Below are 25,910 nucleotides of genomic sequence, written 5' to 3'. Positions count from 1 at the left end.
CCCGGTCTCCTCGTCTCGTGAGCTCGACAGGAGAGCATGTCCCCGGAGTCGTGTCCGGATGCCTGCAGTTCGGCCACCGCCCGATCGATGGTTGCCCGTACGGCATCGCGCGCCTCGGTGAAGCGGCGGTTGAACGGCAGCGGCAGTCGCTCGATCCAGTCGGGCAGCATGATGCGCGCGCCGACGCCGTTCATCACCACGGACAGGTCCTGGCGCAGCCGACGGAACGTCTGCTCGTCAAGGCTGCCCGAGAAGACGGTCTTGGCGAGCATGTCGAGCGAGAGTTTGACCATCGCCTCGCGCACATCGAGGATGTGGCCCGGCGTCCAGGCGTCGACGGCGGTGGTCGTCTCGCCGCGCTGCTGCTCAGTCGATGACCGCGGTCGCCTCGACCTCGACCAAATGGTCGGGTACGTCCAGTGCTGCCACGCCCAGCAGCGTGCCCGGCGGTACCGGGGTGACTCCCAGCTTCGCGGCCGCCCGTGCGGCCCCTTCCAAGAAGAGGGGCATCTTGTCGGGGGTCCAGTCGACGACGTAGACGGTCAGCTTCGCCACGTCGTCGAAGGAAGCACCGACCTCGGCCAGGGCGGTGCCGATGTTGAGGTAGCACTGCTCGACCTGAGCGGCGAGGTCACCTTCGCCGACCGTGACCCCGTCGGCATCCCAGGCGACCTGCCCGGCGATGAAGACCAGCTTCGATCCGGTCGCGATCGACACCTGCCGGTAGGCGTCGATCTCGGGCAGTCCGCTGGGGTTCACCAGGGTGATGGACATGCTGTCTGCCTCCTTGGCATGAGAGCCCGTGGGCTCGCTTCCACCGATCCAGGAAGCGTGTGCTCTCTTGTGGTTACTCAGGAACCGTAGGAGAGTTGCTGCTGACATGGAAGAACGCACTTTTCAGTGACTGGGGAACCGGATGGTGACCAAGCAGTTCAGGGGCTCGCCCGCGGATGCAGACCTGACGCGCGCGGACTCCTTGGCGCGGGAGATCTTCTCGGACGTAGCCAACAAGTGGGCGCTCCTGATCATCGACGCCCTGGGTGACCGCACGCTGCGCTTCAGCGAGCTGCGGAACGAGATCGAGGGCGTCAGCCACAAGATGCTCACCCAGAACCTGCGCATGCTGGAGCGCAACGGCCTGGTTGAGCGGTGCGTGCACCCCACCGTGCCGCCGCGGGTCGAGTACACCCTCACCGAGCCGGGCCGAGCTCTGCGAGAGCTGGTCCATGGGATGTGCGACTGGACCCACCAGTACCTCGGTCACATCGAGGCCTCCCGCCGCCGCTTCGAGGCCTGATGTGTGCAGGGAGGCAGCAGGGCCGCAGTGGCCGGAAGGGTGGGAGAGCTCGATGAGATGCCGGTGTGGTCGGGCGTGGATGAAGAATTCCTCATCCGGCGCTCATCCTGCCCGCCCGGTGCCGGCCGCAGGATCGGACGCATGGTCTTCTCTCGTCGGTTGGCGGCCCTCGCCGCGGTTGTGGTGATTCCCGCCGGTATCGCCGCGACCAGTTTCGCTCTCGCAGACAGTCCGCGCCCTTTGGAGGTTCCCTCCCAGGTGGACCTGGACAGTGGTTCCCCCATGGCCACGCCCACGCCCACGCGGCCCGGGCCGACCCCGAGTGACGAGGCGGTCCCGAGGCCCGAAGTGACCGACAGCCCCGCGGATGACGACGATGACGATGACGACCGCAGCCGACCCTCCGCAGACCACCCGGCCGGGGACGACGGAGCCGACGACGGCTGACGGACGGCGCAGGCGGGTCTCCGCCCGCGTCCGGATCGTGCTGTGGCTGCTGCTCGTCATGGCGGTCGCGCTGGCCTCGGTCGCCACGACCACGCGCTCGATCCTGCTGCGGGACGCACACCACCGGATCAACGGTCTGCTGGCCCAGGAGGCGGGCGAGTTCACCAACTTCGTGGAGCGGGGCGTCGATCCGGCGACCGGCCGCCCGTTCACCGATCCGGCCCGGCTGCTGAGGGTCTTCCTGGAGCGGCAGAACGCCGACCCCGACGAGGAACTGATCGGGCTGGTGGGCCGGTCGGACCGCGGCCCCGCGCAGATCTTCCAGCCGCGTGACATTCCCGTCGCCGTGCCCCTGTACGAGGACGCCGGCGCCCGGCGCCGGATCTTCGAGGCGCCCGGCTCCACCGGCACCCTGCACCGGCCGTCGGGCGAGATCCGCTGGGCCAAGGTCGCCGTCGCCCGGCCCGGCAGCGAACCGGACGCCGCGTTCGTCGTCGCCTTCCACCCCGAGCGCGAACGGCAGCGCGCGAACGCGGTGTTCCGCATACTGCTCGCGATCTCCGGAGTCGCCCTCGTGCTGACCACCGGCATCGGCTGGGTCGTCGCCGGACGGATCCTGAAGCCCGTACGACTGGTCCGTACGGCTGCCGCGCAGCTCACCGAGCAGGACCTCACCCGGCGCATCCCGGTGCGCGGCCGGGACGACGTGGCCGCGCTCGCCGAGACGTTCAACGCGATGCTCGACCGGCTGGAGCGCGCCTTCGCGGCCCAGCGCGAGTTCGTCGACGACGCCGGGCACGAGCTGCGCACGCCGATCACCATCGTGCGCGGCCACCTGGAACTGATGGGCGACGACCCGGCCGAGCGTGAGGAGACCCTGCGTCTGGTCACCGACGAGCTGGACCGGATGAGCCGCATCGTGGAGGACCTGCTGCTCCTCGCCAAGGCCGAGCGCCCCGACTTCGTCACCCCCGAGCCGGTCCAGCTGGCCGAGCTCACCGCCGACGTCTACGTCAAGGCCCGCACGCTCGGCGACCGCGACTGGCAGCTCGCCGAAGTCGCCGACCGCGAGGCCGAACTGGACCCCCAGCGCATCACGCAGGCGATGGTGCAGCTCGCGCAGAACGCCGTGCAGCACACCGCGCCCGGTCAGACCATCCGCATCGGCTCGCGCACCGACGGCCCGCGCGTGGAGCTGTATGTCGCCGACTGCGGACCCGGCGTCCAGTCGCAGGACACCGAGGTCATCTTCGAACGGTTCCGGCGCGGCACCGCACGCCGCGGCGCCCGCGGCTCCGGTGCCGGGCTCGGACTGTCCATCGTCCGCGCGATCGCCGAGGCGCACGGCGGCCGCGTACGGCTGCACGCCACCGAGGGCGGCGGCGCCACCTTCGTACTCACCCTGGAAGAGGCATGCCCGTGAACGGCACCCGGAAAGCGGCAGAGGTACGCACGTGAACCGCATTCTCATCGTCGAGGACGAGGAACGCATCGCCTCCTTCGTCGAGAAGGGCCTGCGCGCAGGCGGCTTCACCACCACCGTTGTCGGGGACGGCGACACGGCCTACGAGTACGCCCTGACCGGCGGCTTCGACCTGGTCGTCCTCGACATCGGCCTGCCCGGCCGGGACGGCTTCACCGTCCTGCGCGAGCTGCGCGAAGCCCGGGTGACGGTCCCGGTGATCGTGCTGACCGCGCGGGACTCCGTACGCGACACCGTGGCCGGTCTGGAGGGCGGCGCCGACGACTGGATGACCAAGCCGTTCCGTTTCGAAGAGCTGCTTGCACGGGTGCGGCTCAGGCTGCGTACGGCGGCCAGGGCACCCGAGGTGACGGTGCTGCGCTCGGGCTCGCTCACCCTGGACCTGCGTACCCGCCGGGCCCGGGCGGGGGAGCGGACCGTCGATCTGACGGCCCGTGAATTCGTGCTGCTGGAGCTGTTCCTGAGGCATCCGGGGCAGGTCCTGTCCCGCGAGCAGATCCTGTCCCACGTGTGGGGGTACGACTTCGATCCCGGGTCCAACATCGTGGACGTGTACGTGCGGGCGCTGCGCAAGAAGCTGGGTGCGCAAGCGGTGGAGACGGTCCGCGGGATGGGGTACCGACTGCCGGTATGAGGCCGGCGTGTGCGTGAGGTTTCCTTCATCCGAGGCTCATTGCCCACTCACCGGCCGCGTGAATTCTCGATGACGTGACCCTGAACCTCCGTCCGACCGCAGCCCTTTGCGCGGCGCTGTCGCTGTGCGCGCTGCTCGCGGTCCCCGACAACTTCCCCGGCCTGAGCGGACAGGCCCGCCTCACCCTCGCCGTGTTCGCCCTGGCGGCCTGCGCCTGGATCGGTACGCCGGTCGACGACACCTACATCGCGCTCGGCGCCGGGCTCGCGCTGACGGTGACCGGGGTGATCAGCAGCGACACGCTGTTCGGCACGCTCGGTGACCCGACCGTGTGGCTGCTGATCTGTGCCTTCGTCCTGGCCGCGGCGGTGACCCGGACCGGGATCGCGGGCCGGGCGGCGGCGTTCCTGGTGGGCGGGGCGCGCACCGTGCGCCAGTTGGTGCACCTGACGACGGCGGCGCTGGTCGTCACGGCGTTCGCGGTGCCGGCCACATCGGGCCGGGCCGCGCTCGCCCTGCCGGTGTTCCTCGCCCTCGCCAAGGCGCTCGCCGACCGCAGGCGCCTGGTCGTGATGCTGGCGTTGCTGTTTCCCACGGTGATCCTGTTGTCGGCGGTGGCGACGCTGATCGGCGCCGGAGCACACCTGATCACCGTGTCGGTGCTGTGGGAGGCGGCCGGCGAGCGGATCGGCTTCACCCAGTGGCTGCTGCTCGGGCTGCCCCTGGCCGTGGCCTCCTCCCACCTCGCCGCCGAAGCCGTCCTGCTGACCGCCACGCGGCGTGCGGACCGCCGGGCTGCCGTGCACATCACCGCCGAGGAGATCCAGGGGCACAGCAAGAGCCCGGTCACCGGCCCCTGGACCCAGGCCGAGAAGCGCTGTGCCCTGCTGCTGGGCACGGTGGTCGTCCTGTGGTGCAGCGAGCCGCTGCACCAGGTGCCGCCCGCGGTCGTCGCGTTGATCGGCGCGATCGTGGCGTCCTCGCCCGCCCTCGGCACCGTACGGCTGAAGGACGCCCTGAAGACGGTGCCCTGGTCACTGCTGCTGTTCATGGCCGCGACCATGGCCATGGGCGTGGCGCTCGCCGACTCGGGCGCGGCACGGTGGGTGGTCTCCGGGCTGCCCGCGGACGTCACCCCGGTGGTGTTCCTGACCGTCGTGGTCGTGGTCAGCACGGCGGCCCATCTGGTGCTGCAGTCCCGCTCCGCCCGCTCCTCGGTGCTGGTTCCGCTGGTGGTGGCGGCCGCCGTCGGCGCGGGAGTCAACCCGGTCGCGGCCGCGCTGGCCTCCACCGCAGCCGCCGGCTTCTGCCACACGCTTCCGGCCTGCGCGAAGCCGGTCACCCTCTTCGCCGACATCCCCGGCACTCCCACCTACACCCCACGCGACCTGCTGCGGCTGTCCGCCGTCCTGGCACCGCTGACCGCCGCGCTCGTCCTGCTCTTCGCCGTCGCGGTGTGGCCGCTGCTCGGCGTCCCCGTCGTCCGTTAGGAGCTGGTCCCATGCTGACCCGTGTCGTCGTCGCCCCCAGCGGCTTCAAGGAGTCCCTGTCCGCCGAGGCCGCCGCCGACGCCATCGCGGCAGGCGTGCGCCGGGTCCTGCCGGACGCCTGGATCGACCGGATTCCCCTGGTCGACGGCGGCGAGGGCACGGCCGCCGCACTGTCGGCCGCGACCGGCGGACGGCTCGTCGCACTGCCCGCCACGGGCCCGGTCGGCGAGCCGGTCGACACACACTTCGCGCTGCTCGGATCCCGGGACACGGCGGTCGTGGAGATGGCCGCGGTCGCCGGCCTGAGCCTCGTCCCCCTGGCTCGCCGCGATCCCGGTGCCACCACGACGTACGGCGTCGGCGAGCTGATCCGCGCCGCACTCGACACCGGCGTACGGCGGATCCTCATCGGCTGCGGCGACTCGGGGACGTCCGACGGGGGCGCCGGCGTGCTGCAGGCGCTCGGCGCCCGGCTGCTGGACGCCGACGGCTGCGAACTCCCGTGCGGGGGAGGGGAGTTGACGCGGCTGAGCCGTATCGACCCGTCCGGACTGGACCCCCGCGTGAGAGAGGTGGAACTCCTCGTCGCCTGCAACCCGTACAACGTGCTGTGCGGTGAGCGGGGCGTGGCCCGTGTCTTCGGACCGCAGAAAGGGGCGACGCCCGCGCAGGTCGAGCAGCTGTCGGCCGGCCTGGAGAACTGGGCGGACGTCCTCACCCGCGACCTCGCCGTCACCACCACCGACCTCCACCACGGCCCTGGCACCGGCGCCTCGGGCGGCCTGGGCGCCGGCCTCGCCGCACTCGGCGCCCGGCTGCTGCCCCGCTTCGACGTGCTGCTGGACCACCTCGACCTGGACGCCCGCCTCGCCCGCGCCGACCTGGTCGTCACCGCCGAGGGCGCCCTGGACCACCAGACGCCCCGCGGCAAGGTCCCCGCCGAGGTGGCGCGCCGCGCCAAACTGCACGGACGTCCGGTGCTCGCCCTGGCGGGAACCCTCGGCGAGGGCGCCGACGACGTGCCCGGCGTGGACGCCTGCAGCGCGATCCTCCCGGCACCGATGGCCCTCGCCGAGGCACTGGCAAGGGCCTCGGAACTCCTCACCGACGCCACCGAGCGCGCCCTGCGGATGATCCTGCTGGGGGCCCGGCTACCGGTTCACACGCGAGCGTCCGGGGGTGAAACCACGGCCCATGGCTCCGATGACCTCAGTCACATTCGCTTCACGCGCGGCGATCCGCTCTGGTAGACGTGGCTCGGCCAGTACGTTCCCTGCGAAAGCACCGCACCATGAATGACCGCTCCGACCCCGACCTCGTGACCTTCACGCTGGACCTCACCGTGGAGGAGGCCCGGCGGCGGGCGGAGGTGGTGGCGGCGCTCGGGCCCCACTGGGATCCCGTCGCCGCGCTGCGGTCGGAGGAGGCGGCCCGTTCCCTGCTGTACTCCGGTCTGGACGCCGACCAGGAGCGGATGTACGCCATGCTCGTGGAGGCCGGCGTGCTGCCGGGACGGGACACGGGCGATGCGGCTCCCCATTGACCCGCAGGCGGACCGGGCCCGGCGGGCCTGGGTGCCCTGTCCCGGTTGTGACGACGCGCGCGACTGCGCCCCGTGCGCCGGGGGCCACAACTGCCTGGTGCACTGGCGCTACCTCATAGCGAACGAGGGCGCGCGGGTACACCTCCAGTGCCCGAACTGCACGCACACCTGGACCCTGGACACCCGCCCCGGCAGGCGCGGCAGACCCTTCTGAACGTCGCCCTCATGGGCAGCGTGTTCGCCGATGTGCTGCTCCGCCGCCGCCTCACGGACCTTCCGGCTGTCCGACCGGTCGGCCGCAGATGCGCGGCCTGGCCGCCGGCATGCCCGCCGAGTTCGCCGCGCAGCTTCCGAGGTGCATGCGCGGAACGGGAACCGGCACCACTCGGATCCGCGGTGGGCGAGGCCTGACCGTCCGTCGGGCGTCTATGTTGGGGCCCATGTACTCCACGCAGGTCTCGTGGCATGTGAACGCCTCGCGTGCGGCCGTGTATCGGGCGCTCGTGGAGGCTGACGCCGTCGCCCAGTGGCGGGTGCCGGACGGAATGAGCAGTCAGGTGCACGAGTTCGACGCCCGCGAAGGCGGAGCGTTCCGCATCTCGCTCACCTACGACATGCCGGTCGGCGCCGGCAAGACGGATCCGCACACCGACACTTACCACGGCCACTTCGCGAGGCTCGTGCCCGGCGAGCAGGTGGTCGAGGTCATGGAGTTCGAGACGGCGGACCCCGCACTGCGCGGCACGATGACGATGACCACCACGCTCACCGACGCGGACGGCGGGACGGACGTCCTCGTGGTGCACGAGGGCATTCCCGATGCAGTGCCTGCCGCGGACAACGAGACGGGCACCCGCATGGCCCTGGCACGACTCGCCCGGCTCGTGGAGGCGGGTGAGCGTCGTCCGGGCTGAGCCTCCGTGGCAGGGAACCTTCAGCGCGTGCCGGTCCAGTTGTGAGCCACGTCCACCACGACGCGATCGTTCAGCACCAGCACCCGGAAGGGCAGCCGCGCACGCACTCCGAGCCCGATCTGCGTCTCGCCCTCGAAGCTGCCGGCGAACCGTGCGTCCCGGAAAGTGCGGTACCCGGTGAGATCCACGCCCGGCAGCGGACGCCCCGCCCGGCCGGGATACGCCGGTGCGCCGGTTTCGGGATCGTAGCTGGGCGCGGCCACCCGCACCTCGAGCACGGCTTGCCCTCCGACGGGTATGGGGCGACCTGATCCGTCCTGGTGAAGGCGGTCGACGTACCTGACTGTGTAGCCGAGAGCGCTGCTGCCCGCACCCGGGACATCGACGACCATACGGTCGTAGCAGGCCTGGCGGCCGGTCCTGACGTTCGTGACCGGCGCCGTCGTGGCGGAGGCGCGAGCCTTGTCCAGGCTGCCCCATCCGGTGGGGCACGCCGTGGCCGGTGCGGTGACGGCCGGGGCGGCTGCGATCGGAGCCGCCGCCGCCACCGACGTGGCGCCCATGAGCGCGAGTGTTACCCATGCTGTCGTTGTTCGCGCCATTGTGTTCCCCAAGGTGCGCATATGACTGTTATCAGATACGACACCCGAGATAGTCGAATGGTTGCGCCTTCTTGGGCGCGCCCTCGATCGCAGGAATGCGCGAACGATCGTCTCGTCGAGTCATACGATCACGCGCTGTCAAGTCCCGGAGGGATGGAGTGAGCGTGACCGACCTGTCCAGCGCGTCCAAGACCGTCCGCGTTCTCGAATTGCTGGCACATCTGGACCCCCGGCTGTGGGAGATCGTCAATCCGCGCCAGCCCGTGTTCAGCGACGCCGTGAGTGTCCGCTCGGCGGAAGCCGGCCGGCTGAGCCTCAACCCGCAGCCGCTGCCGCCCCGCGAGGCCATGCTGTTCGCCATCCGTGACATGTCCTTGGCGGTGGCGGAAGCCACCATCGCCGCCAGCATGGCCGGCGGCGATCCTTCCGAAATTCTCAAGGAGGTCGGGGACGACCTGTGCCCTGAGCCGCCCAGGATTCCCTGGCCGAGGAAGTGGCCGGTGCCGGTTCAGATGCAAGGACCGTTCCCCATCGACGCGACGCGTGTCAGGCCCGTGGTCCAGGCGACGGCTTCCCTGGTCTTCCAGACCTACGCCGACCGCACCACGGACGAGGTACTGAGCACCTCTTTTGCCCGGCTGGCCGACCGCCTGCTGGAGACTGCCGTGAAGGCGGCGCCGCCGACCCCGACACCGTGACCTGACACAGGGTCCGGGTCAGGAGGGTCCGGGCTTGATGCGTCCGCGCCAGGCTCCCGATTCACTTCCGCGGTGCTCGATGTAGTCCTTGAAGCGCCGCATGTCTCCCTTGATGCGGCGATCGATCACTCCAGTCATGTCGGCGGCCTTCTCGGCGGCTCCGCTGGGTTCGACGTCCATCACCAGCTCCACGCGGGTGTGCGTGTCGTCGAGGCGCTGGAAGCGGACGGAGCCCTTCTGCTTGGTGTCGCCGCTTGTGGTACGCCAGGTGATCCGATCGTCGGGTACCTGGTCGACGATTTCGGTGTCGAACTCTCGCCGTACGCCACCGATCTTGGTGATCCAGTGGTTGTGGCGGTCATCGAGCTGCCTGACCTCCTCCACTCCCTCCATGAAGTTGGGGAACTCCTCGAACTGGGTCCACTGGTTGTAGGCGGTGCCGAGGGGGACCTCGACCTCGACAGCTTCCTTGACGGCGCTCATCTCGTGCCTCCTTGGCAATCGATGGCGGCAGGCTGCCGACGCCCGCCGCGCAGATCTCGGCACAGCATGCGAGTACCCGAGGATCACGGCTTCACCGCAGTGCGGTCGACTGAATGAGCGCCTGGTGCCGGACGGTCCGCTGTGCGGCGAGTATGCCTGTACACCCTCCACCTGGGCGCGGCCCTCGTTGCCGACGAAGGCTGTCAGAGCGGGGCGAGGCGGGTCTTGAGCAGGCAGAACTCGTTGCCTCCGGGATCGGCGAGGACGTGCCAGGACTCCTCCCCGGTCTGACCGATGTCGGCGAGTTCGGCCCCGGCGGCCAGGAGGCGTTCGAGCTCGGCGTCCTGATCGCGGTCGGTGGCGTTGACGTCGATGTGCAGCCGGAGTTTCCCGTTCTCCGGCTCGTCGTCGCGGATGAGGATGATCGTCGGCTGCGGGCCGCCGAACCCTTCGCGCGGCCCTATCTCGATGACGCCCTCGTCGCGATCGAGCACTGTGAAGTCCAGGACCTCGCACCAGAACCGCGCCAGTACCTCGGGGTCGCGGCAAGCGAGTACGAGCTCACTGATACGGCATGCCATTGACGAAACCTACTCTCAGCGTGGGAACTGCCGGGGGCCGCGCGCGGGTCTCATGGGCTCCCGCAGGGAGAACACCCTTGCGGCCGTACCGGGCTGGGCGAGCAGGGGCGAAGTGATTTCAGGCCCTCGCCCGGCCGGGCCCGCCAGGCGAGGGTCGTAGGTCGCGCAGTAGGGCAGCTGACTTTGCGACACGTCCTAGAGGGCGCGAAGCCCGCTGAGCACCCGTTCGAGCAGCGTGACGTCGGGCCCGCCGTCGCCGGACTGCGTACCGCCGGGCTGGTGGACAGCCACGAGTCCGGCCTCGGCCAGGTCCGCGACGAGAACGCGGGCGACACCGAGAGGAACGGGCAGCAGTGCGGAGATCTCCGCGACGGACCGCACCTCCCGGCACAGCTGGCAGATCCTGCGATGCTCGGGCAGCTGGTCGTTGAGCTGCGCAGGTTCCGCCGTGGTGTGCACCAGGGTCTCGATGGCCAGGTCATAGCGAGTCCGGGTCCGGCCGCGGGTCATGGCGTAGGGGCGCACCAAGGGGCTGCGTCCATGGCCCGCAGGGTTACCCCGGCTGGACGGGGCGGGGTGGGACGTGTGACCGCCGGCCCCCTCGGCGTCGTGTGGCGACGGCATCAGATCGTCCTGGTCGAGGTGGTGCAGGAGGATGCCGGGGAGCCGCCGTGCGCCCCTGGCGCGGTCCTGCCACTACAGCGTCTTGTCATCCCGCTCTTCTCCATCCGGACCGGTTCCCGTCCGGGGCTCGCTTGCCGGCGCCACCCGGCAGCAGCCACCCGCCGGTCCCTCGCCCTCGAAAGGGACCCGGACTTCCTCATGCACGGTTCAGCCGCGCAGCGATTCCGTGGCCGATCAGCAAATAGATGGCGGCCGGAAGACCGTAATTGAGGATGGTGCGTAGGCCTTCTGTGTCCATTGTGAAAATATCCTGTGACCACCAGGCCAGCCAATCGGCCGTTCCGTGCACAAACTCGACGAAGACATTGGACTGATTGGCGTCGAGCAGGTGGAGCAGGACCCACAGGAGCAGGAATCCGGCGGCGATGTCGACGACGGTGCAGACAGCCAGGGCCACCCGCCGTGCGGTGGCCTCACCTTGGTCAGGGCGGCTTGAGCCGCCCTGCTGCTGGTCGTAGGTCTGGTATCCGGGAACCGGGTCAGTACTGCGCACAAGAAGTCCCATCCGACGTATTGCTGAGGGAAAACGCCCCGACCGACACGGTGTCCCACTTGCGGAGAAACGCGATCGACCGGCGGGCGGACGGGCCGTTTGCCCGCCCCCGTACGTCTGCGCCATACCGGCCCCGCCGTGTTACTCGCCCGCCCCGATATCCCAATTATGGGTACCTGTTCCGGCACTTCCCTAAATACTTGTGCCCGTTATCAATTTTGCGGATGGCGGTTGCCGGTGGCCCGCGCTGCGAGAAACCGCTGCTGGATCCGGCCGCCGTGCCGGGACAGGCCGGCACTCCCCTACGGGTGGGCTTGTGCGGCGGAAGGTCAGACGTCGATCCCGACATCCTGCGCGAAGGTGACGACGTTGCCGGCGGGGTCGGCGATGGCTGCGACGCGGAATCCACCTGGGGTGTCCCGGACGGGCCCCATGTCCAGACCGCGCTCCGCGACAGCAGCAGCCTGAGCGTCGGTGTCGTCGACTCCCACCGTCAGCATGGCGGAGCCGGCGCGGTCGGGGTCGCGGAGCAGCTGGATGGCCCCACCCTCGATGACCTGCCACTCCGCCAGGCCGTCCATGGGGTTGCGGTCGGCGGGGCGTCCCCAGAGGCGTTCGTACCAGCCGCGCGCAGCTTCAAAGTCCACGACGGGCATAACCGCGTAGACGTTCCTGATTGCCATGGTGAGCACCCCTTTGTCTGCCTCGAACCATATGACGGCCTGTCACACAATCACAGTCCTCCATGCCGTGAGTTCACAGATGTTCGCCGGGTCGGTGGACACAGCCCTCGCCGTCACGGCAACCCGTGCCCGCAACCGCGTGTGACACCTTCCAGACGTCGCCTCGACGGTGCGAACGGGCTGCACGACAGCGCTGCGTACGACGACCGGATGGAGGAACAGCCCGGGCGGAGGCGGGGAAACGCGGCGAGGATCCTTCCGGGCATCGACCGAACTGACGACACTGCCGGGTCATGGACATTCTCCTCGTCGCGAGCACGTTCAACAGCCTGTCCCAGCGCGTGTACGCCGAACTGTCCGGCCTGGGGCACAGGGTGGACGCCGTACTCGCCTCCCATGGCGCGGCCGCGATCCGCACCGCCGTGCGTGAGGTACGCCCGGAGCTGATCATTGCGCCGATGCTCAAGACGGCACTGCCCGAGGACGTCTGGCGCGAGCACACCTGCCTCATCGTGCACCCGGGGCCGCCCGGGGACCGCGGTCCGTCGTCCCTGGACTGGGCCATCTCCGAGGAGGCACCGCGGTGGGGGGTGACGGTCCTGCAGGCCGAGGCGGCGATGGACGCGGGCCCTGTCTGGGCGGCAGTGCCGTTCGAGGTGCCGCCGGTGGGCAAGAGCGACCTGTACCGCAACGAGGTCTCCGATGCGGCCGTCGCTGCGCTCCTGCTGGCCGTGCGGCGGTACGGTGACAGCTCGTTCAAACCGCAGCCGCAGAGCGACCCGTCGGTCCACGTGGTCCGGCGCGACCCCTTCCGCCAGGAGCTGCGGCGGATCGACTGGGAGGGCGACAGCACCGAGACAGTGCTGCGCAAGCTGCGCGGGGCCGACTCGCAGCCCGGGGTGCTCGACGAACTCCTCGGCCGGGAGGTGTTCCTGCACGGCGGGTACATCGAGGACGAACTGCGCGGACGCCCCGGGGAACTGCTCGCCACGCGCGCGGGTGCGGTGTGCCGGGCCACTCGGGACGGCGCGGTCTGGATCCCCGAGCTCAGACCGCGCAAGGCCTCCGGTGATCCGGCGCCCTTCCGCCGGCCGGCGGCCTCCGTGCTCGCCTCGATCTCGGTTCCGCCCCCTTCGCCGGGCGGCATCCCCGGCGTCCGGTCGCCGGAGGACGGCCTCCTCGGGCATGCCGGTGACCGGCCGCCGTGGCTTCCGGAGGTCGCGGCCCCGCTCGAGCACGTCCCCGGACGGCGAACCTGGACCGACATCCGCTACCGGCAGCGCGGCGACATCGGGTTCCTGGCTTTCTCGTTCCCCGGCGGGGCCATGAGCACCGACCAGTGCCGCAGACTGCTCGCCGCATACCGGTACGCGCTCAAACGTCCCACCTCGGTGCTGGTGCTCGGTGGTGCGCGCGACTTCTTCTGCAACGGCATCCACCTGAACGTCATCGAGGCATCCGCCGACCCGGCCGCGGAGTCCTGGACCAATCTCATCGCCATGAACGACCTGGTCGAGGCGGTGCTACGTACCACCGACCGGCTGGTGGTCGCGGCACTCGGCGGCAACGCGGCCGCGGGCGGTGCCATGTTCGCCCTCGCCGCCGACGAGGTGTGGTGCCGCACCGGCGCCGTCCTCAATCCGCATTACCGGAGGATGGGTCTGTACGGATCGGAGTTCTGGACGTACACGCTGCCGCGTCGGGTGGGCCCCGAGACGGCCGAGTGGCTGACGACCCAGGCCCTGCCGGTGAGCGCCGCGACGGCCGCCGACATCGGACTGGTGGACCGTCTGGTACCGGTCTGCGCGCAGGACTTCACCGCCGAGGTGGCCCGGCTGGCGACGGCGCTCGCCGCCGCCCCGGACCTCGGACGGCGGATCGCGGCAAAGACGGTGGCACGCCGACGCGACGAGGCGGCCCAGCCGCTCGCCGAGTACCGGCAGGAGGAACTGGCCCGTATGCACGGCATCTTCTTCGATCCCGCCGCCCCTTACCACGCGTTGCGCTCCGCCTTCGTCCGGAAGACGCCGAACGGCTCGGCCCGGCCGCTGGATCTGGCCGGCGAACCGGTCAACGGAGGCAGCCGGTGAGCCCGCACCCCGCCCGCCTCCTGGTGGCGGGCATCGGCAACATCTTTCTCGCGGACGACGCCTTCGGCCCCGAGGTGATCCGCGCCCTCGACAGGCGCCCGCTGCCGCCCGGCGTACGTGTCAAGGACTTCGGCATCCGCGGCCTGGACCTCGCCTACGAACTGCTGGACGGGTACCGCACCGCGGTCCTGGTCGACGCGGCTCCGCGCGGACACCGGCCCGGAACCCTGTCCCTGATCGAACCGGACCTCCCGGACGTCACGGCCCCGCCCGAAGCCCACGGCATGGACCCGGCCCGGGTGCTGGCCCTGGCCGCGCACCTGGGCGACGGGCCGCTGCCCCGCGTTCTGCTGCTGGCCTGCGAACCCCAGGTACGGCCGACCGGCGACGAGGACGTCGTCCCGGGGCTCAGCACGCCCGTCCGGGAGGCGGTCGACCCGGCCGTCACGGCGCTGCACACGATGGTCCCGGCCCTGCTCGCCGACCCCGCGGCCACACCGCCGTTGGGCCGCCCGGAGGAATCCGCCGAGCCGCGCACGGCCGGTCTCCCACGGGGGGCGGTCGGCGGCACGCAGGATCGGTAACGGTCCGCGGCTGTACCGTCTCGGTCCGCACCGAACCGCCCGGCGCCTCTGCGGTCGGGGGCCATGCCCACCACCGAAGCCCGACCCGCAGCCCGGTCCGTGCCCCTCCAGTCCTGTCCCGACCCTGAGGAGCGGCCGCATGTGTCAGTCCACCGACGTCAGACAGGCCGTCCTCGCGAAGAACGACGGCCTGGCCACCGCCCTGCGCGACGACCTCACGCGACGGGGGGTGATCGTGGTCAACCTGCTCTCCAGCCCCGGCAGCGGCAAGACGGAGTTGCTCGGGCGGGTGCTGGCCCGGGCGGTGCAGCGGGGCATCCCGGTAGCCGCGCTCACCGCCGACCTCGCCACGGAGAACGACGCCCGCCGGCTGGCCCGTTCGGGGGCTCCGGCGAAGCAGCTTCTGACCGACGGGCTGTGCCATCTGGAGGCCCGTCAGGTACGCGGCCACCTCGATGGATGGCTGCCCGAGGACACCGAACTGCTCTTCGTGGAGAACGTCGGCAACCTCGTGTGCCCGGCGTCGTACGACCTCGGTGAAACCCTGCGGATCGTGCTGATGGCGGTGACCGAGGGTGAGGACAAGCCTCTGAAGTACCCGACTGCCTTTGGCTCCGCTCACCTGGTGGTGCTCACCAAGACCGACCTGGCCGCGGCCGCCGGTTTCGACGAGGACGCCTTCCACGCCCATGTGCACCGGGTCAACCCGGGCGTGGAGATCGTACGGTCCTGCGCGCGCACCGGCGACGGCGTCGACACCGTCCTGGAACGTGTCCTCGCCGCACGGGCCGGTGCGCCTGTGCACCGGCCTCCCCTCATGCCCCAGCCGCAGGGTCACGCCCATGAGCCCGGTGGAGGCCACGTCGTCCCGGGACATCCGCAACCGCACGCCACGTCCGCCCCCGCCTCATGACCGCTCCCGCCGCCGAGGCGGTGCGCCGCCGCATCACCGTGCGGGGCACCGTGCAGGGCGTGGGGTTCCGCCCGTACGTGCACCGGCTGGCCGCCGACCTCGCACTGGCCGGTTTCGTCAGCAACACCGCACAGGGCGTGCTCATCGAGGTGGAGGGGCCGCCCACGGGCGTCGCGCGGTTCTGCTCCCGGCTGGCCCAGGAGCCGCCGCCGCTGGCCGCCGTGACCGGTATCGGCGTGCAGGACGTCCCCGCAACAGGCGCCGCCGAAGGCTTCACGATCCGGCCCTCGGAGCAGTCCCAGGGACGCACCCAGCTCCCGCCCGACACGGCGACCTGCGCCGACTGCCTGCGTGAGCTGGCCGCCCCGGCCGACCGCCGCCACCGGCACCCGTTCGTCACCTGTACCCACTGTGGTCCGCGCTTCACCATCGCCACGGCCATGCCGTACGACCGGACCGCCACGACCATGGCGGACTTCCCGATGTGCCCCGCCTGCGCGGGGGAGTACGCCGCCCCCGGCGACCGGCGTTTCCACGCCCAGCCCGTGGCCTGCCGGGACTGCGGGCCCCGGCTGCGCCTGGTGCCCGCGGCCGGCACCGGTGTCCGCCCGGCGCGGGACGCGGATGCACTGGCGGCGGCCCGCGGGCTGCTGGCCGCCGGGCGGATCGTCGCCGTCAAGGGCGTCGGCGGCTACCACCTGGCGTGCGACGCCACCGATGCGCAGGCCGTCGCCGCCCTGCGCACCCGCAAGGCGCGGGGCGGCAAGCCGTTCGCGGTGATGTGCGCCGACCTGCCGACCGTGCAGCGGATCGCCCGGCTCTCCGGCGCCGAACGGGGCGCGCTCACCAGCCCTCGCCGCCCCATCGTGCTGCTGCGCCGACGCGCCGAGCCGGACGGCCTCCGGCTCGCGCCAGGAGTGTGCCCGGACAGCCCGCACCTCGGCGTGCTGCTGCCCTACACCCCGGTGCACACTCTGCTGTTCGGACTGCCCGGCGATCCTCCGGGCCCCCGCGTGCTCGTCATGACCAGCGGCAACCGCTCCGGCGAGCCGATCGTCACCGACGACGACGAGGCCCTGACCCGGTTGGCGGAGATGGCCGACGCCTGGCTCGTCCACGACCGCGGCATCGTCTCGCCCTGCGACGACTCGCTGCTGCGGGTACGCCCCGACGGCACCGAGCAAGTGCTGCGCCGCTCCCGCGGATACGTCCCCCGACCGCTGAGGCTCCCGCTGACGGTCCGCCCCGCGCTGGCGGTGGGCGGCGACCTGAAGAACGCGCTCTGCGTCGGCGACGGCGACCACGCCTGGTTCGGCCCCCACATCGGTGACATGGGCGACCTGGCCGGCCTGGAGGCCGCCGCGCGCGCGGAGCGGCACATGCGGCGCCTGACCGGCGTCACGCCCGCACTCGTCGCCGCCGACAGACACCCGGGGTACCACTCCACCCGGTGGGCCCGCCGCCGCGCCGCCGGGCTGGCGCAGGCGCGGCCCGTACTCGTGCAGCACCACCACGCGCACATCACCTCGGCGATGGCGGAAGCCGGCCTCGACGGCACCATGCCCGTGATCGGCGTCGCGTTCGACGGCACCGGCCACGGCGACGACGGCACGGTCTGGGGCGGCGAGGTCCTGCTCGCGGACTATGCCGGATACCGGCGATTCGCTCACCTGACCCCCGCCCCGCTGCCCGGCGGGGACGCGGCCGTTGCCAACCCCTGCCGCACGGCACTGGCGCGGCTGTGGGCCGCGGGCCTGCCGTGGGACCCTCGACTGCCCAGTGTCGCTGCCTGCTCGCGCGACGAACTGACCCTGTTGGAACGGCAGTTGGCGAGCGGAGTCGGCTGCGTGCTCACGTCGAGCATGGGACGGCTCTTCGATGCCGTGTCCTCCCTGGCGGGTGTGTGCCAGCGCGCGGGATACGAGGCGCAGGCCGCGCTGGAGCTGGAGGCCGCGGCTGCCGCCGCGTGGGACGCGGACACGGCAGCGTACGCCTTCGGGTTCGCGGCCGGAGCCGCCCCCGTGAGATGCGATCCCGTCCCGGTGCTACGAGCTCTCGTCGCCGACCTGCGCCGCGGCACCCCCGCCCCCGTGCTCGCGGCCCGGTTCCACCGGGGCGTCGCCGGGGCTGTCGCCGAGATCTGCCGCAGGGCGCGCTGCGCCACCGGACTGGCCGCCGTCGCCCTGAGCGGCGGCGTGTTCGCCAACAGCCTGCTGGAGCAGGAGTGCACGACGCTGCTGGCCGCGGACGGCTTCACGGTGCTGCGCCACGGCGAGGTACCGCCCGGCGACGGGGGACTGGCCCTCGGGCAGCTCGTGGTCGCGGCCCGGGAGCGGGACCGAAAGGAGCACGCGACGGCCGTGCCGTGACCGGCCCGATCAGGCCCGCCGTACGACCGCAGACCGCGGACGGCAGGCCGCACACCACACAGCGACGAGACGGAGTGACCCATGTGTCTGGCAGTGCCCGGCAGAGTCGTGGCCATCGACGACCGTGCCGACCCACTCACCGGGATGATCGACTTCGGGGGTGTGCAGAAGCAGGTGTGCCTGGAGTACGTGCCCGACGTGCGGATCGGGGAGTACGTCATCGTCCACGTCGGGTTCGCCCTGCAGAAGCTCGACGAGGAGTCGGCCCGGGCGTCCCTGGAGCTCTTCGAGCAACTGGGGCTGCTGGAGGAGGAGTTCGGCGACGCCTGGCAACAGGCGGCGCAGCAGGCCGGGAGCGACGCCCCGCACGCCCCCGCCACCGTCGAGCGCGGGGAGAGCGGGAGCGGGACCCGATGAAGTACATCGACGAGTTCAACGACCCGGACCTGGCGCGGCGGCTGCTGGACGAGATCCGCGCGACGGTCACCCGGCCGTGGGCGCTGATGGAGGTGTGCGGCGGCCAGACGCACTCGATCATCCGGCACGGCATCGACCAGTTGCTGCCGGACGACGTGGAACTGATTCACGGCCCCGGCTGCCCGGTGTGCGTCACCCCGCTGGAGATGATCGACAAAGCGCTGGAGATCGCCTCCCGGCCCGAGGTGATCTTCTGCTCGTTCGGGGACATGCTGCGGGTGCCGGGCACCGACCGGGACCTGTTCCGGGTCAAGGGCGAGGGCGCAGACGTCCGCGTGGTGTACTCCCCGCTCGACGCCCTCCGACTCGCCCGCCGGTACCCGGACCGCGAGGTGGTGTTCTTCGCCATCGGCTTCGAGACCACCGCGCCCGCCAATGCGATGGCCGTCCACCAGGCCCGCCGGCTCGGGATCGACAACTTCAGCCTGCTGGTGTCCCACGTGCGGGTGCCGCCCGCCGTCGAGGCCATCATGACGGCCCCCACCTGCCGGGTGCAGGGCTTCCTGGCCGCCGGGCACGTGTGCAGCGTGATGGGCACGGCCGAATACCCGGACCTGGCCGAACGCCATCGGGTACCGATCGTGGTGACCGGCTTCGAACCGCTGGACATCCTCGAAGGCATCCGCCTCGCGGTCCACCAGCTGGAGCGGGGCGAGCACCGCGTGGAGAACGCCTACGCCCGCGCCGTGCGCGAGGAGGGCAACCCGGCCGCATTGCGCATGATCGAGGAGGTCTTCGAGGTCACCGACCGGTCCTGGCGCGGCATCGGGAGCATCCCCGCCAGCGGCTGGCGGCTGGCGGACGCCTACCGCGCCTTCGACGCCGAGCACCGCTTCGACGTCACCGGCATCCGCACCGAGGAGCCCGCGGTGTGCCGCAGCGGCGAGGTGCTGCAGGGCCTGATCAAGCCCACCGAGTGCCCCGCGTTCGGCACCGACTGCACCCCACGCACCCCGCTCGGCGCCACCATGGTCTCCAGCGAGGGTGCCTGCGCGGCCTACTACCTGTACCGCCGGATGGACGGCCCGGCCCCGCAGGGCTCCCGGGTCCCGCAGGAGGAGATGAACCCCGTTGGCTGAACTCGCTGACCCGTCGACCGTCGTCGACCCCGCGAACTGGACCTGCCCGGCCCCCCTGCACGATCAGCCGATCGTGGTGATGGGGCACGGGGGCGGCGGCACCCTCTCCGCCGAACTCGTGGAACAGGTCTTCACCCCCGCGTACGGCAACGCCACCCTCGCCGGACTCGCCGACTCCGCCGTCCTCGACCTCGGTGGCGCCCGGCTGGCGTTCTCCACCGACTCCTACGTCGTCAGGCCGCTGTTCTTCCCCGGCGGCAGCCTCGGCGACCTGGCGGTCAACGGCACCGTCAACGACCTGGCGATGAGCGGCGCCCGGCCCGCCCATCTGTCCGCCGCGTTCGTCCTGGAGGAAGGCGTGGAGCTGGCCGTGGTCGAGCGGATCGCGCGCGCCCTCGGCACCGCCGCAGAGGCGGCCGGGGTCACGGTGGTCACAGGAGACACCAAGGTGGTGGAGGCGGGGCACGGCGACGGCGTGTACGTCACCACCGCCGGGATCGGCCTCGTCCGCGACGGCGTGGACATCCGCCCGCAGTGCGCACGGCCGGGCGACGCCGTCATCGTCAGCGGCCCGATCGGCCTGCACGGCGTGGCGATCATGAGCGTACGGGAGGGCCTGGACTTCGGCGTCGAGGTGGCCAGCGACACCGCACCCCTCGCCGACCTGGTGGCGGCCATGCTCGCGGTCACCCCCGACGTCCATGTGCTGCGCGACCCCACCCGGGGTGGGCTCGCCGCGTCGCTCAACGAGATCGCCCGCGCCTCCGGCACCGGCGTGCGGCTGCGCGAGCGGGACATCCCGGTGCCGGACGCCGTCGCGGGCGCCTGCGGTTTCCTGGGCCTCGACCCGCTGTACGTGGCCAACGAGGGCCGCCTGGTCGCCTTCGTACCCCGCCCGGCGGCCGACGAGGTGCTGGCCGCGATGCGCGCCCACCCGCAGGGCACGGGCGCCGCGCTCATCGGCGAGTGCGTCGCCGAGCACCCCGGCATGGTGGTGGTCTCCACCGGCCTGGGCGGCACCCGGGTGGTGGACATGCCCCTCGGGGAGCAACTGCCGCGCATCTGCTGACGCGTCCGGAACACGCCGAACGGCCCTGACGGCGGGGTGGCTCCACCCCTGCCGCCAGGGCCGTACCGTCGTGCGTCAGCTGTGGGCCGGTTCGATTCCGGTGATCTGAAGTTCCCGGCCGCTGCGCAGCGTCGGGGCGGGCCGGTCACAGGCCGGGCACCAGAAGAACGGTGGCATGCCCACCGCGAACTCCTCGGCGCACGGCTCGCACCAGGCGCGGGCGGGCACCTGCTCGACGACCAGCCGCGCCGCGGCGAGGGCGGTGCCGTCGCGGGCCACCTCGAAGGCGAAGTCGAGGGCCTCGGGCACGACGCCCGCCAGCTCGCCGACCCGTACGGTCACCGCCGAGACGGAATTTGTCCCGTCCGCCCGTGCCAGTTCCCCGGCCTGTTCGACGATCGCGGTCGCGATCGACAGCTCATGCATGCTTGGCCCGGAGGCGGTTGCGGGGTCCAGGGCGGAAGCCGACCATGCGCCACAGCCGGACCTCCCGCACGATCCCCGGGAACTCCGCGATCAGCAGTGCCAGGGCCGCTCCGCCCAGCACCGCCGCCTCCGCGATCAGAATCCGTTTGGCGTTCATCGCCGCTCCCTGCTCGCTCGTGTTCCTCGTGCCGTACCCGTCCGCGGGGCTCAGCCCGGGGAGATACTCGGCATGCTCTCCATGACCTTGTTGTGCCGCTTCCAGTGGACCCCGGTGGAGCGGCGCGCGTCGGCCGTGCCGTCCGGGTGATGCCCGGCCTGGTGGTGACGCGGGCCCCGGTTGCCTTGGTGGAGGCCTCTCACGTGAGTGGGCGTGCTGGGCTTCGCCTGGGGCCTGCCGACCTTGATCGTCCCCATGCCGTGCTCCTTTCCCTGGTGTTCCGCCGCCGCGTCGCGGTGGCGGCTCCTCTCGCCGCGCCGGTCACGGTCGTTCGGCCAGCCCGGCGAAGAACTCCTCGACGGCGGGCCAGACCCGGCCGCCGCCGGACAGCCCCCGCCACTCCCGGCGGACGAGCGCGACCAGCCGGAAGCACTCGTCGACCGGCACGATCCAGTGGTGCCGCAGGTTCCGGGCGGTGTTCACCAGCAGCGCCTCGACCTCGGGTACCACGCCTGCGAGATCCGGACACCGCCCCACCGCCTCCCGCCACGCCGAGGCATCCACCTCCCACCGGGTGGCTCCCGCCGGGCTCGGGTAGTGCGCGACGACCGTGCCGTCCTCCCGGGGCACGAAGAACGCCAGCCCGACCGGCACCCCGAGCGGCCCCGTCTCGACCGGCGGCAGCTTCACCCGCCGCTGCGGGATCAGCCGGTACTGGCCGTCGCCCGCCCCGTGCTCCGCGAACAGCACCGAGCACGCCGGGCAGGCGCACAACGCCTCCTCGCGGCCGGTGTCGTACAGGTGCCGGTGGTCGCCCGCGAGCGGCGCGGCGCACAACTCGCACCGCTCCTTCGGTCCGCCCGCTCGCCGGTCGGCGGAGGAACGGATCAGCGCGGCCAGGGCACCGCCGGCGGTCACGTCGCCCCCTGCGGCTGGGCGGGCCGGCGCAGCAGCGAGTCGACGGGGACGAACGCGGGCGGCCGGGACTGCGTCTCCGGCACGGTCTCGACCGCCGTCAGCTCCGGCGCCGCAGCGAGCACGGCCTCCCGTACGGCTTCCTCGACGCCGGAGGACGCCGAGCCGCATCCGGAGCCGCAGCCGCCGGTACGCAGCCGTACGCGGGCGACCGGCCCCTCGACCCCGTCCAGGGCCACGTCGCCGCCGCGCTCCTGCACGGCGGGCCGCAGCCGCTCGACGGCGCGGGCGGCGCGGCGCTCGGGTGGCTCGGGGTGCAGATCGTGCAGCACCAGCAGGTGGCCGAGGAGTTCGTCCTCGGCCAGGCGCCGGGCCACGGCGGCGTCCGCGTGGTCCAGGACCCGGGCCAGCGCCTCGCCGTAGACCTCGGTGAGCGTGCGGACGGCGTCGACGGCCGTCTGCGCCATCGGACCGGGCGCGATCTGCACCTTCCCCAACAGCTCGTCGATGCGGGCGATCCGCGCCGCCACCTCGCCGTCGTCCAGCCGTGGGGCCGGCCCGGCGCCGTCCCGCGGTGCCGCGACCGCCGCGCGGCCGGGCTCAGCCATGGGACGCCCCATAGGTGGGGGAGTGCATCGTGGTGAGCGTCTTCCCCTTGCCCAGGTACATGTGCACACCGCAGGGCAGACAGGGGTCGAAGCTGCGCACGGTGCGCATGATGTCGACGCCTTTGAAGTCCTCCGGCCCGTTCTCCTCGAAGATGGGCTGGCCCTGGACGGCGTCCTCGTACGGGCCGGGGGTGCCGTAGCTGTCGCGCGGGCTGGCGTTCCAGGGGGTCGGCGGGTACGGGTGGTAGTTGGCGATCTTCTTGTCCTTGATCACCAGGTGGTGCGAGAGGACCCCGCGTACCGCCTCGTGGAAGCCGACGCCGATGGCCTCGTCGGGCACCTCGAAGTCCTGGAACACCTTCGTCTCGCCGGCGCGCATCATCTGCATCGCCTCCTCCAGGAACTGGAAGGCCATGGCCGCGGCGTAGGCGACGAAGTAGGGCCGGGCGCGGTCCCGTTCGATGGTGTTGCTCCACTTCGGGATGTGCCACTCCAGTGTCGTCTCCGGCAGCTTCTCGCTCTTCGGCAGCGAGATCCGCACGCTGTGCCCGGTGGCCTTCACGTACGGGGTGTCGACCAGGCCGCTCAGGGCCGTGGACCACAACCGGGCGAGCGGGCCGCCGCCGGTGTCGAGGGCGAGGTGGGAGTCGCTGTCCTTGTGGTACCAGCGCGGGCTCATCACCCAGCTGTACTTGGCGTCGAAGTCGCGCTTCTGGGGCACCGGCACAGTGGTCTGGTTCCACGGATGGCGCATGTCGACCGGGTTGCCGAGCGGGTCGTGGGTGACGAACGGCTCCTGGCCCTCCCAGTCCTCGTAGTAGGAACTGCCCAGCAGGATGCGCATGCCGAGGTTGATGTCGACGAGGTTGTTGGTGACCAGTTCGCCGTCGACGATGATGCCCGGGGTGACGTACATCGCCTTGCCCCAGTCGTTCATGTTCTCGTAGCGGTAGTCGACGACGGCCGGGTCCTGCCAGGCGCCCCAGCAGCCGAGCATGATGCGGCGGCGACCCACCTCCTCGTAGCCGGGCAGCGCCTCGTAGAAGAAGTCGAAGACGTCGTCGTTCAGCGCCACCGCCTCCTTGACGAAGTCGATGACCCTCGTCAGGCGCGACAGATAGTCGGTGAAGGTGTTCGGCTGCGGCATCGTGCCGACGCCGGCGGGGTACATCGTCGACGGATGGACGTGGCGCCCCTCCATCAGACAGAACATCTCGCGGGTGATGCGGCTGACCTTCAGGGCCTCCCTGTACACCTCACCCTCGAAGGGGTTGAAGGCGCGCATGACGTCGGCGATGGTCCGGTAGCCGTGGATGTCCCCGCGGGGCGCTGCGGTCCGCTCGGCGCGGGCCAGAAGGCTCGGGTTGGTCGCCTTGACCATCGCCTCGCAGAAGTCGACGAAGACGAGGTTGTCCTGGAAGATCGTGTGGTCGAACATGTACTCGGCGGCCTCGCCGAGGTTCACGATGTGCTCGGCCAGCGGCGGCGTCTTCACGCCGTAGGCCATCTGCTGGGCGTAGTTGGAGCACGTGGTGTGATTGTCGCCGCAGATGCCGCAGATGCGGGAGGTGATGAAGCCCGCGTCGCGCGGATCCTTGCCCTTCATGAACACCGAGTAGCCGCGGAAGAGGGACGAGGTGCTGTGGCACTCCACCACTTCCTGGTTGGCGAAGTCGATCTTCGTGTAGATGCCGAGGTTGCCGATGATCCGGGTGATCGGGTCCCAGGACATGTCCACCATCTGCGGAGGTTTCCGTTCGGCGGCCCGGGTCCGGCCCTCGGTTGTGGTCATGTGCGTTCCTGTTCTCGCTGTTCGATGCGTTGGACGAGGATGATTGCTGCGGGGGATGCGGCCCGGCACGGGAGTTCCGGGCCGCAGGTCACGGGCGCCAGTAGGGGTCGTAGCCGGAGGTGAGTACCGGCTTGTTGTGGTGCCACTTCGGCTCGCGGTTGACGACGGCGTTGGTGATGCCGCGCATCCGCCGGATGAAGGCCCCGTAGGGCTTGACCATGAGGGAGGAGAAGCTGCCGCCGGGCGGCTCGTCCATGAACGGCATGAACGCGTCGGGGAAGCCGGGCATGGTGCAGCCGATGCAGATACCGCCGACGTTCGGGCATCCGCCGATCCCCGCCATCCAGCCGCGCTTGGGCACGTTGCAGTTGACGACGGGTCCCCAACAGCCCACCTTTACCTGGCACTTGGGGGAGTTGTAGTCCCGGGCGAAGTCGGCCTGCTCGTAGTACGCCGCGCGGTCGCAGCCCTCGTGCACGGTTTTCCCGAACAGCCACTGCGGGCGCAGCATCTGGTCCAGCGGGGGCGGCGGGGCGGCCCCGGCCGCGTGGTAGAGCACCCAGACCAGGGTCTCCATGAAGTTCTCCGGCTGGATCGGGCAGCCGGGGACGTTGACGATCGGGAGGCCGCCCTGCGACAGGAAGTCCCAGCCGAGGTAGTCGGCCAGGCCCATACTGCCGGTGGGGTTGCCCGCCATCGCATGGATGCCGCCGTACGTGGCGCAGGTGCCGGCGGCGACCACCGCCCACGCCTTCGGGGCCAGCTGGTCGATCCACCAGTTGAGGGTCAGCGGTTCACCGGTCTGCGGGTCGTTGCCGAACGACGTCCAGTACCCGTCGCCTTCGATGATGTTCTGGTTGGGGACCGAGCCCTCGATGACCAGGATGAACGGCGAGATCTCGCCGCGGATCGCGGCGCGGTACGGCGCGAGGAAGTCCTCGCCGCCGAGGCTCGGCGACAGCACCTTGTTGTGCAGGTTCACCTTCGGCAGGCCCGGGATGAGTCCCAGGACCAGGTCCTCGATCGCGGGCTGGCCGGCCGCGGTGAACGACACCGAGTCGCCGTCGCAGCTCATCCCCTCGGAAATCCAGAGGATGGTGATCTCGTCGAAGCCTTCGCGCGCCTCGGGGCGGCTCGGCTCGGTGGCAACGTCGTGCGTGCCGCTGTCGATGGTCATGTTGTGGGCCTCCGGTGCAGTCGGTCCCCGAGTCGGTTGGGCGCCGCGGCCACCGGCCCGGCGAGCGCGGGCGGACGGTCCTGGGCGTGAGGGCGCGGCCGGGCCGGTGCGGTCCGTCCGCCGCCGAGGCGGTCGTCGATCAACTCCTCGCCGTCGGGCAGCAGCTGCGCGGCGACCGGCGGATCGTCCGCTTCGCCGGCGTCGCACGGCCGGACAGCCCGG

At 71.4% G+C, this 25,910-nt stretch carries 31 protein-coding genes and 1 pseudogene; 18 read left to right on the top strand and 14 right to left on the bottom strand.

Translation table 11 applies throughout. From position 1 onward, the window contains the following. Positions 1-17: 17 nt before the first annotated feature. The gene (locus StrepF001_RS49050; RefSeq protein WP_240797928.1) at positions 18-377 is read left to right on the top strand and encodes a hypothetical protein; all 360 of its coding nucleotides are present in this window, start codon (positions 18-20) and stop codon (positions 375-377) included. Here StrepF001_RS49050 and StrepF001_RS40470 read toward each other — a convergent pair. Beyond that, positions 367-774, bottom strand: a complete 408-nt coding sequence (locus StrepF001_RS40470) for a RidA family protein (RefSeq protein WP_129803065.1) — start codon at positions 772-774, stop codon at positions 367-369. The two genes, StrepF001_RS49050 and StrepF001_RS40470, sit on opposite strands and share 11 nt — an antisense overlap. 142 nt (positions 775-916) lie before the next feature. Between StrepF001_RS40470 and StrepF001_RS40465 the strand changes: the two genes are divergently transcribed. The 9 genes from StrepF001_RS40465 to StrepF001_RS40425 all read left to right on the top strand — a co-directional run bounded on the left by StrepF001_RS40465 (position 917) and on the right by StrepF001_RS40425 (position 7,808). Beyond that, positions 917-1,297: a helix-turn-helix domain-containing protein gene (locus StrepF001_RS40465; protein ID WP_129803064.1), complete on the top strand. Its 381-nt coding sequence runs from the start codon at positions 917-919 to the stop codon at positions 1,295-1,297. A gap of 141 nt (positions 1,298-1,438) precedes the next feature. Then, entirely contained in the window at positions 1,439-1,744 is a 306-nt protein-coding gene (locus tag StrepF001_RS49045) for a small secreted hydrophilic protein (RefSeq protein ID WP_129803063.1), read from the top strand. After that, complete coding sequence (locus StrepF001_RS40455; RefSeq protein WP_165396535.1) at positions 1,674-3,167, top strand: HAMP domain-containing sensor histidine kinase; 1,494 nt, start codon at positions 1,674-1,676, stop codon at positions 3,165-3,167. Before StrepF001_RS49045 ends, StrepF001_RS40455 begins: the two co-directional genes overlap by 71 nt. Positions 3,168-3,198: 31 nt before the next feature. After that, positions 3,199-3,861 (top strand): response regulator transcription factor, encoded by a 663-nt coding sequence (locus StrepF001_RS40450; RefSeq protein WP_129803062.1) that lies wholly within the window; start codon positions 3,199-3,201, stop codon positions 3,859-3,861. Positions 3,862-3,935: 74 nt separating this feature from the next. Next, on the top strand, positions 3,936-5,351 hold the full coding sequence (locus StrepF001_RS40445) for an SLC13 family permease (RefSeq protein ID WP_165396531.1): 1,416 nt from the start codon (positions 3,936-3,938) through the stop codon (positions 5,349-5,351). Between the two features lie 11 nt (positions 5,352-5,362). After that, positions 5,363-6,601, top strand: a complete 1,239-nt coding sequence (locus StrepF001_RS40440; RefSeq protein WP_129803061.1) for a glycerate kinase — start codon at positions 5,363-5,365, stop codon at positions 6,599-6,601. Between the two features lie 41 nt (positions 6,602-6,642). Continuing rightward, entirely contained in the window at positions 6,643-6,894 is a 252-nt protein-coding gene (locus StrepF001_RS40435; protein WP_129803060.1) for a DUF6400 family protein, read from the top strand. After that, on the top strand, positions 6,878-7,108 hold the full coding sequence (locus tag StrepF001_RS49040) for a hypothetical protein (RefSeq protein ID WP_129803059.1): 231 nt from the start codon (positions 6,878-6,880) through the stop codon (positions 7,106-7,108). The genes StrepF001_RS40435 and StrepF001_RS49040 overlap by 17 nt, the downstream gene beginning before the upstream one ends. A gap of 226 nt (positions 7,109-7,334) precedes the next feature. Continuing rightward, positions 7,335-7,808: an SRPBCC domain-containing protein gene (locus StrepF001_RS40425; protein WP_129803058.1), complete on the top strand. Its 474-nt coding sequence runs from the start codon at positions 7,335-7,337 to the stop codon at positions 7,806-7,808. Positions 7,809-7,828: 20 nt separating this feature from the next. Here the strand turns inward: StrepF001_RS40425 and StrepF001_RS40420 are convergent, their stop codons facing one another. Continuing rightward, entirely contained in the window at positions 7,829-8,371 is a 543-nt protein-coding gene (locus StrepF001_RS40420) for a hypothetical protein (protein WP_129803057.1), read from the bottom strand. Positions 8,372-8,574: 203 nt separating this feature from the next. On the opposite strand from StrepF001_RS40420, the gene StrepF001_RS40415 reads away from it, so the two are divergent. Continuing rightward, the gene (locus StrepF001_RS40415) at positions 8,575-9,108 is read left to right on the top strand and encodes a hypothetical protein (RefSeq protein ID WP_129803056.1); all 534 of its coding nucleotides are present in this window, start codon (positions 8,575-8,577) and stop codon (positions 9,106-9,108) included. 18 nt (positions 9,109-9,126) lie between these two features. On the opposite strand, the gene StrepF001_RS40410 is transcribed toward StrepF001_RS40415, so the two are convergent. From StrepF001_RS40410 to StrepF001_RS40390, 5 genes and pseudogenes are all read right to left on the bottom strand, one after another. Then, entirely contained in the window at positions 9,127-9,591 is a 465-nt protein-coding gene (locus StrepF001_RS40410) for an SRPBCC family protein (RefSeq protein ID WP_129803055.1), read from the bottom strand. A 203-nt stretch (positions 9,592-9,794) separates the two neighbouring features. Beyond that, the gene (locus StrepF001_RS40405; RefSeq protein ID WP_129803054.1) at positions 9,795-10,172 is read right to left on the bottom strand and encodes a VOC family protein; all 378 of its coding nucleotides are present in this window, start codon (positions 10,170-10,172) and stop codon (positions 9,795-9,797) included. A gap of 195 nt (positions 10,173-10,367) precedes the next feature. Then, positions 10,368-10,724: pseudogene (locus StrepF001_RS40400) on the bottom strand (DUF742 domain-containing protein); the annotation flags it as partial. 268 nt (positions 10,725-10,992) lie between these two features. Continuing rightward, the gene (locus tag StrepF001_RS40395; protein WP_129803052.1) at positions 10,993-11,361 is read right to left on the bottom strand and encodes a hypothetical protein; all 369 of its coding nucleotides are present in this window, start codon (positions 11,359-11,361) and stop codon (positions 10,993-10,995) included. 317 nt (positions 11,362-11,678) lie between these two features. Then, a complete protein-coding gene (locus tag StrepF001_RS40390; RefSeq protein ID WP_206307108.1) occupies positions 11,679-12,032 on the bottom strand; it encodes a VOC family protein in 354 nt (117 codons plus the stop codon). Between the two features lie 293 nt (positions 12,033-12,325). Here StrepF001_RS40390 and StrepF001_RS40385 point away from each other — a divergent pair, with 293 nt between their 5' ends. The 7 genes from StrepF001_RS40385 to hypE all read left to right on the top strand — a co-directional run bounded on the left by StrepF001_RS40385 (position 12,326) and on the right by hypE (position 20,613). Further along, on the top strand, positions 12,326-14,122 hold the full coding sequence (locus tag StrepF001_RS40385; RefSeq protein ID WP_129803051.1) for an enoyl-CoA hydratase-related protein: 1,797 nt from the start codon (positions 12,326-12,328) through the stop codon (positions 14,120-14,122). Then, positions 14,119-14,706: a hydrogenase maturation protease gene (locus StrepF001_RS40380; RefSeq protein ID WP_129803050.1), complete on the top strand. Its 588-nt coding sequence runs from the start codon at positions 14,119-14,121 to the stop codon at positions 14,704-14,706. Before StrepF001_RS40385 ends, StrepF001_RS40380 begins: the two co-directional genes overlap by 4 nt. A gap of 139 nt (positions 14,707-14,845) precedes the next feature. Continuing rightward, positions 14,846-15,619, top strand: a complete 774-nt coding sequence (gene hypB, locus StrepF001_RS40375; protein WP_129803049.1) for a hydrogenase nickel incorporation protein HypB — start codon at positions 14,846-14,848, stop codon at positions 15,617-15,619. Next, a complete protein-coding gene (hypF, locus tag StrepF001_RS40370; protein ID WP_129803048.1) occupies positions 15,616-17,988 on the top strand; it encodes a carbamoyltransferase HypF in 2,373 nt (790 codons plus the stop codon). Before hypB ends, hypF begins: the two co-directional genes overlap by 4 nt. An 81-nt stretch (positions 17,989-18,069) precedes the next feature. After that, the gene (locus StrepF001_RS40365) at positions 18,070-18,405 is read left to right on the top strand and encodes a HypC/HybG/HupF family hydrogenase formation chaperone (RefSeq protein WP_129803047.1); all 336 of its coding nucleotides are present in this window, start codon (positions 18,070-18,072) and stop codon (positions 18,403-18,405) included. Next, positions 18,402-19,544: a hydrogenase formation protein HypD gene (gene hypD / locus StrepF001_RS40360; protein WP_129803046.1), complete on the top strand. Its 1,143-nt coding sequence runs from the start codon at positions 18,402-18,404 to the stop codon at positions 19,542-19,544. The genes StrepF001_RS40365 and hypD overlap by 4 nt, the downstream gene beginning before the upstream one ends. Further along, on the top strand, positions 19,537-20,613 hold the full coding sequence (gene hypE / locus StrepF001_RS40355) for a hydrogenase expression/formation protein HypE (RefSeq protein WP_129803045.1): 1,077 nt from the start codon (positions 19,537-19,539) through the stop codon (positions 20,611-20,613). Before hypD ends, hypE begins: the two co-directional genes overlap by 8 nt. Positions 20,614-20,688: 75 nt before the next feature. Here the strand turns inward: hypE and hypA are convergent, their stop codons facing one another. The 7 genes from hypA to StrepF001_RS40325 all read right to left on the bottom strand — a co-directional run bounded on the left by hypA (position 20,689) and on the right by StrepF001_RS40325 (position 25,688). Next, complete coding sequence (gene hypA / locus StrepF001_RS40350) at positions 20,689-21,039, bottom strand: hydrogenase maturation nickel metallochaperone HypA (protein ID WP_129803044.1); 351 nt, start codon at positions 21,037-21,039, stop codon at positions 20,689-20,691. After that, on the bottom strand, positions 21,032-21,196 hold the full coding sequence (locus tag StrepF001_RS46020; protein ID WP_165396530.1) for a hypothetical protein: 165 nt from the start codon (positions 21,194-21,196) through the stop codon (positions 21,032-21,034). Before StrepF001_RS46020 ends, hypA begins: the two co-directional genes overlap by 8 nt. A 50-nt stretch (positions 21,197-21,246) precedes the next feature. Then, positions 21,247-21,453 carry a hypothetical protein gene (locus StrepF001_RS40345; protein WP_129803043.1) on the bottom strand — a complete coding sequence of 69 codons (207 nt, stop codon included), beginning with the start codon at positions 21,451-21,453 and terminating at the stop codon, positions 21,247-21,249. 64 nt (positions 21,454-21,517) lie between these two features. Further along, entirely contained in the window at positions 21,518-22,114 is a 597-nt protein-coding gene (locus StrepF001_RS40340) for a DUF5947 family protein (protein WP_129803042.1), read from the bottom strand. Next, positions 22,111-22,719: a NifU family protein gene (locus tag StrepF001_RS40335; protein WP_129803041.1), complete on the bottom strand. Its 609-nt coding sequence runs from the start codon at positions 22,717-22,719 to the stop codon at positions 22,111-22,113. Before StrepF001_RS40335 ends, StrepF001_RS40340 begins: the two co-directional genes overlap by 4 nt. Further along, positions 22,712-24,511, bottom strand: coding sequence for a nickel-dependent hydrogenase large subunit (locus StrepF001_RS40330; RefSeq protein ID WP_129803040.1), 1,800 nt, complete (start codon positions 24,509-24,511; stop codon positions 22,712-22,714). Before StrepF001_RS40330 ends, StrepF001_RS40335 begins: the two co-directional genes overlap by 8 nt. Positions 24,512-24,599: 88 nt before the next feature. Next, a complete protein-coding gene (locus tag StrepF001_RS40325; protein ID WP_129803039.1) occupies positions 24,600-25,688 on the bottom strand; it encodes a hydrogenase expression protein HypE in 1,089 nt (362 codons plus the stop codon). Between the last annotated feature and the right edge of the window lie 222 nt (positions 25,689-25,910).

Source organism: Streptomyces sp. F001 (assembly GCF_004187715.1).
GTDB classification, from domain to species: domain Bacteria; phylum Actinomycetota; class Actinomycetes; order Streptomycetales; family Streptomycetaceae; genus Streptomyces; species Streptomyces flavusporus.
This window is presented reverse-complemented; position numbering and strand designations above follow the sequence as displayed.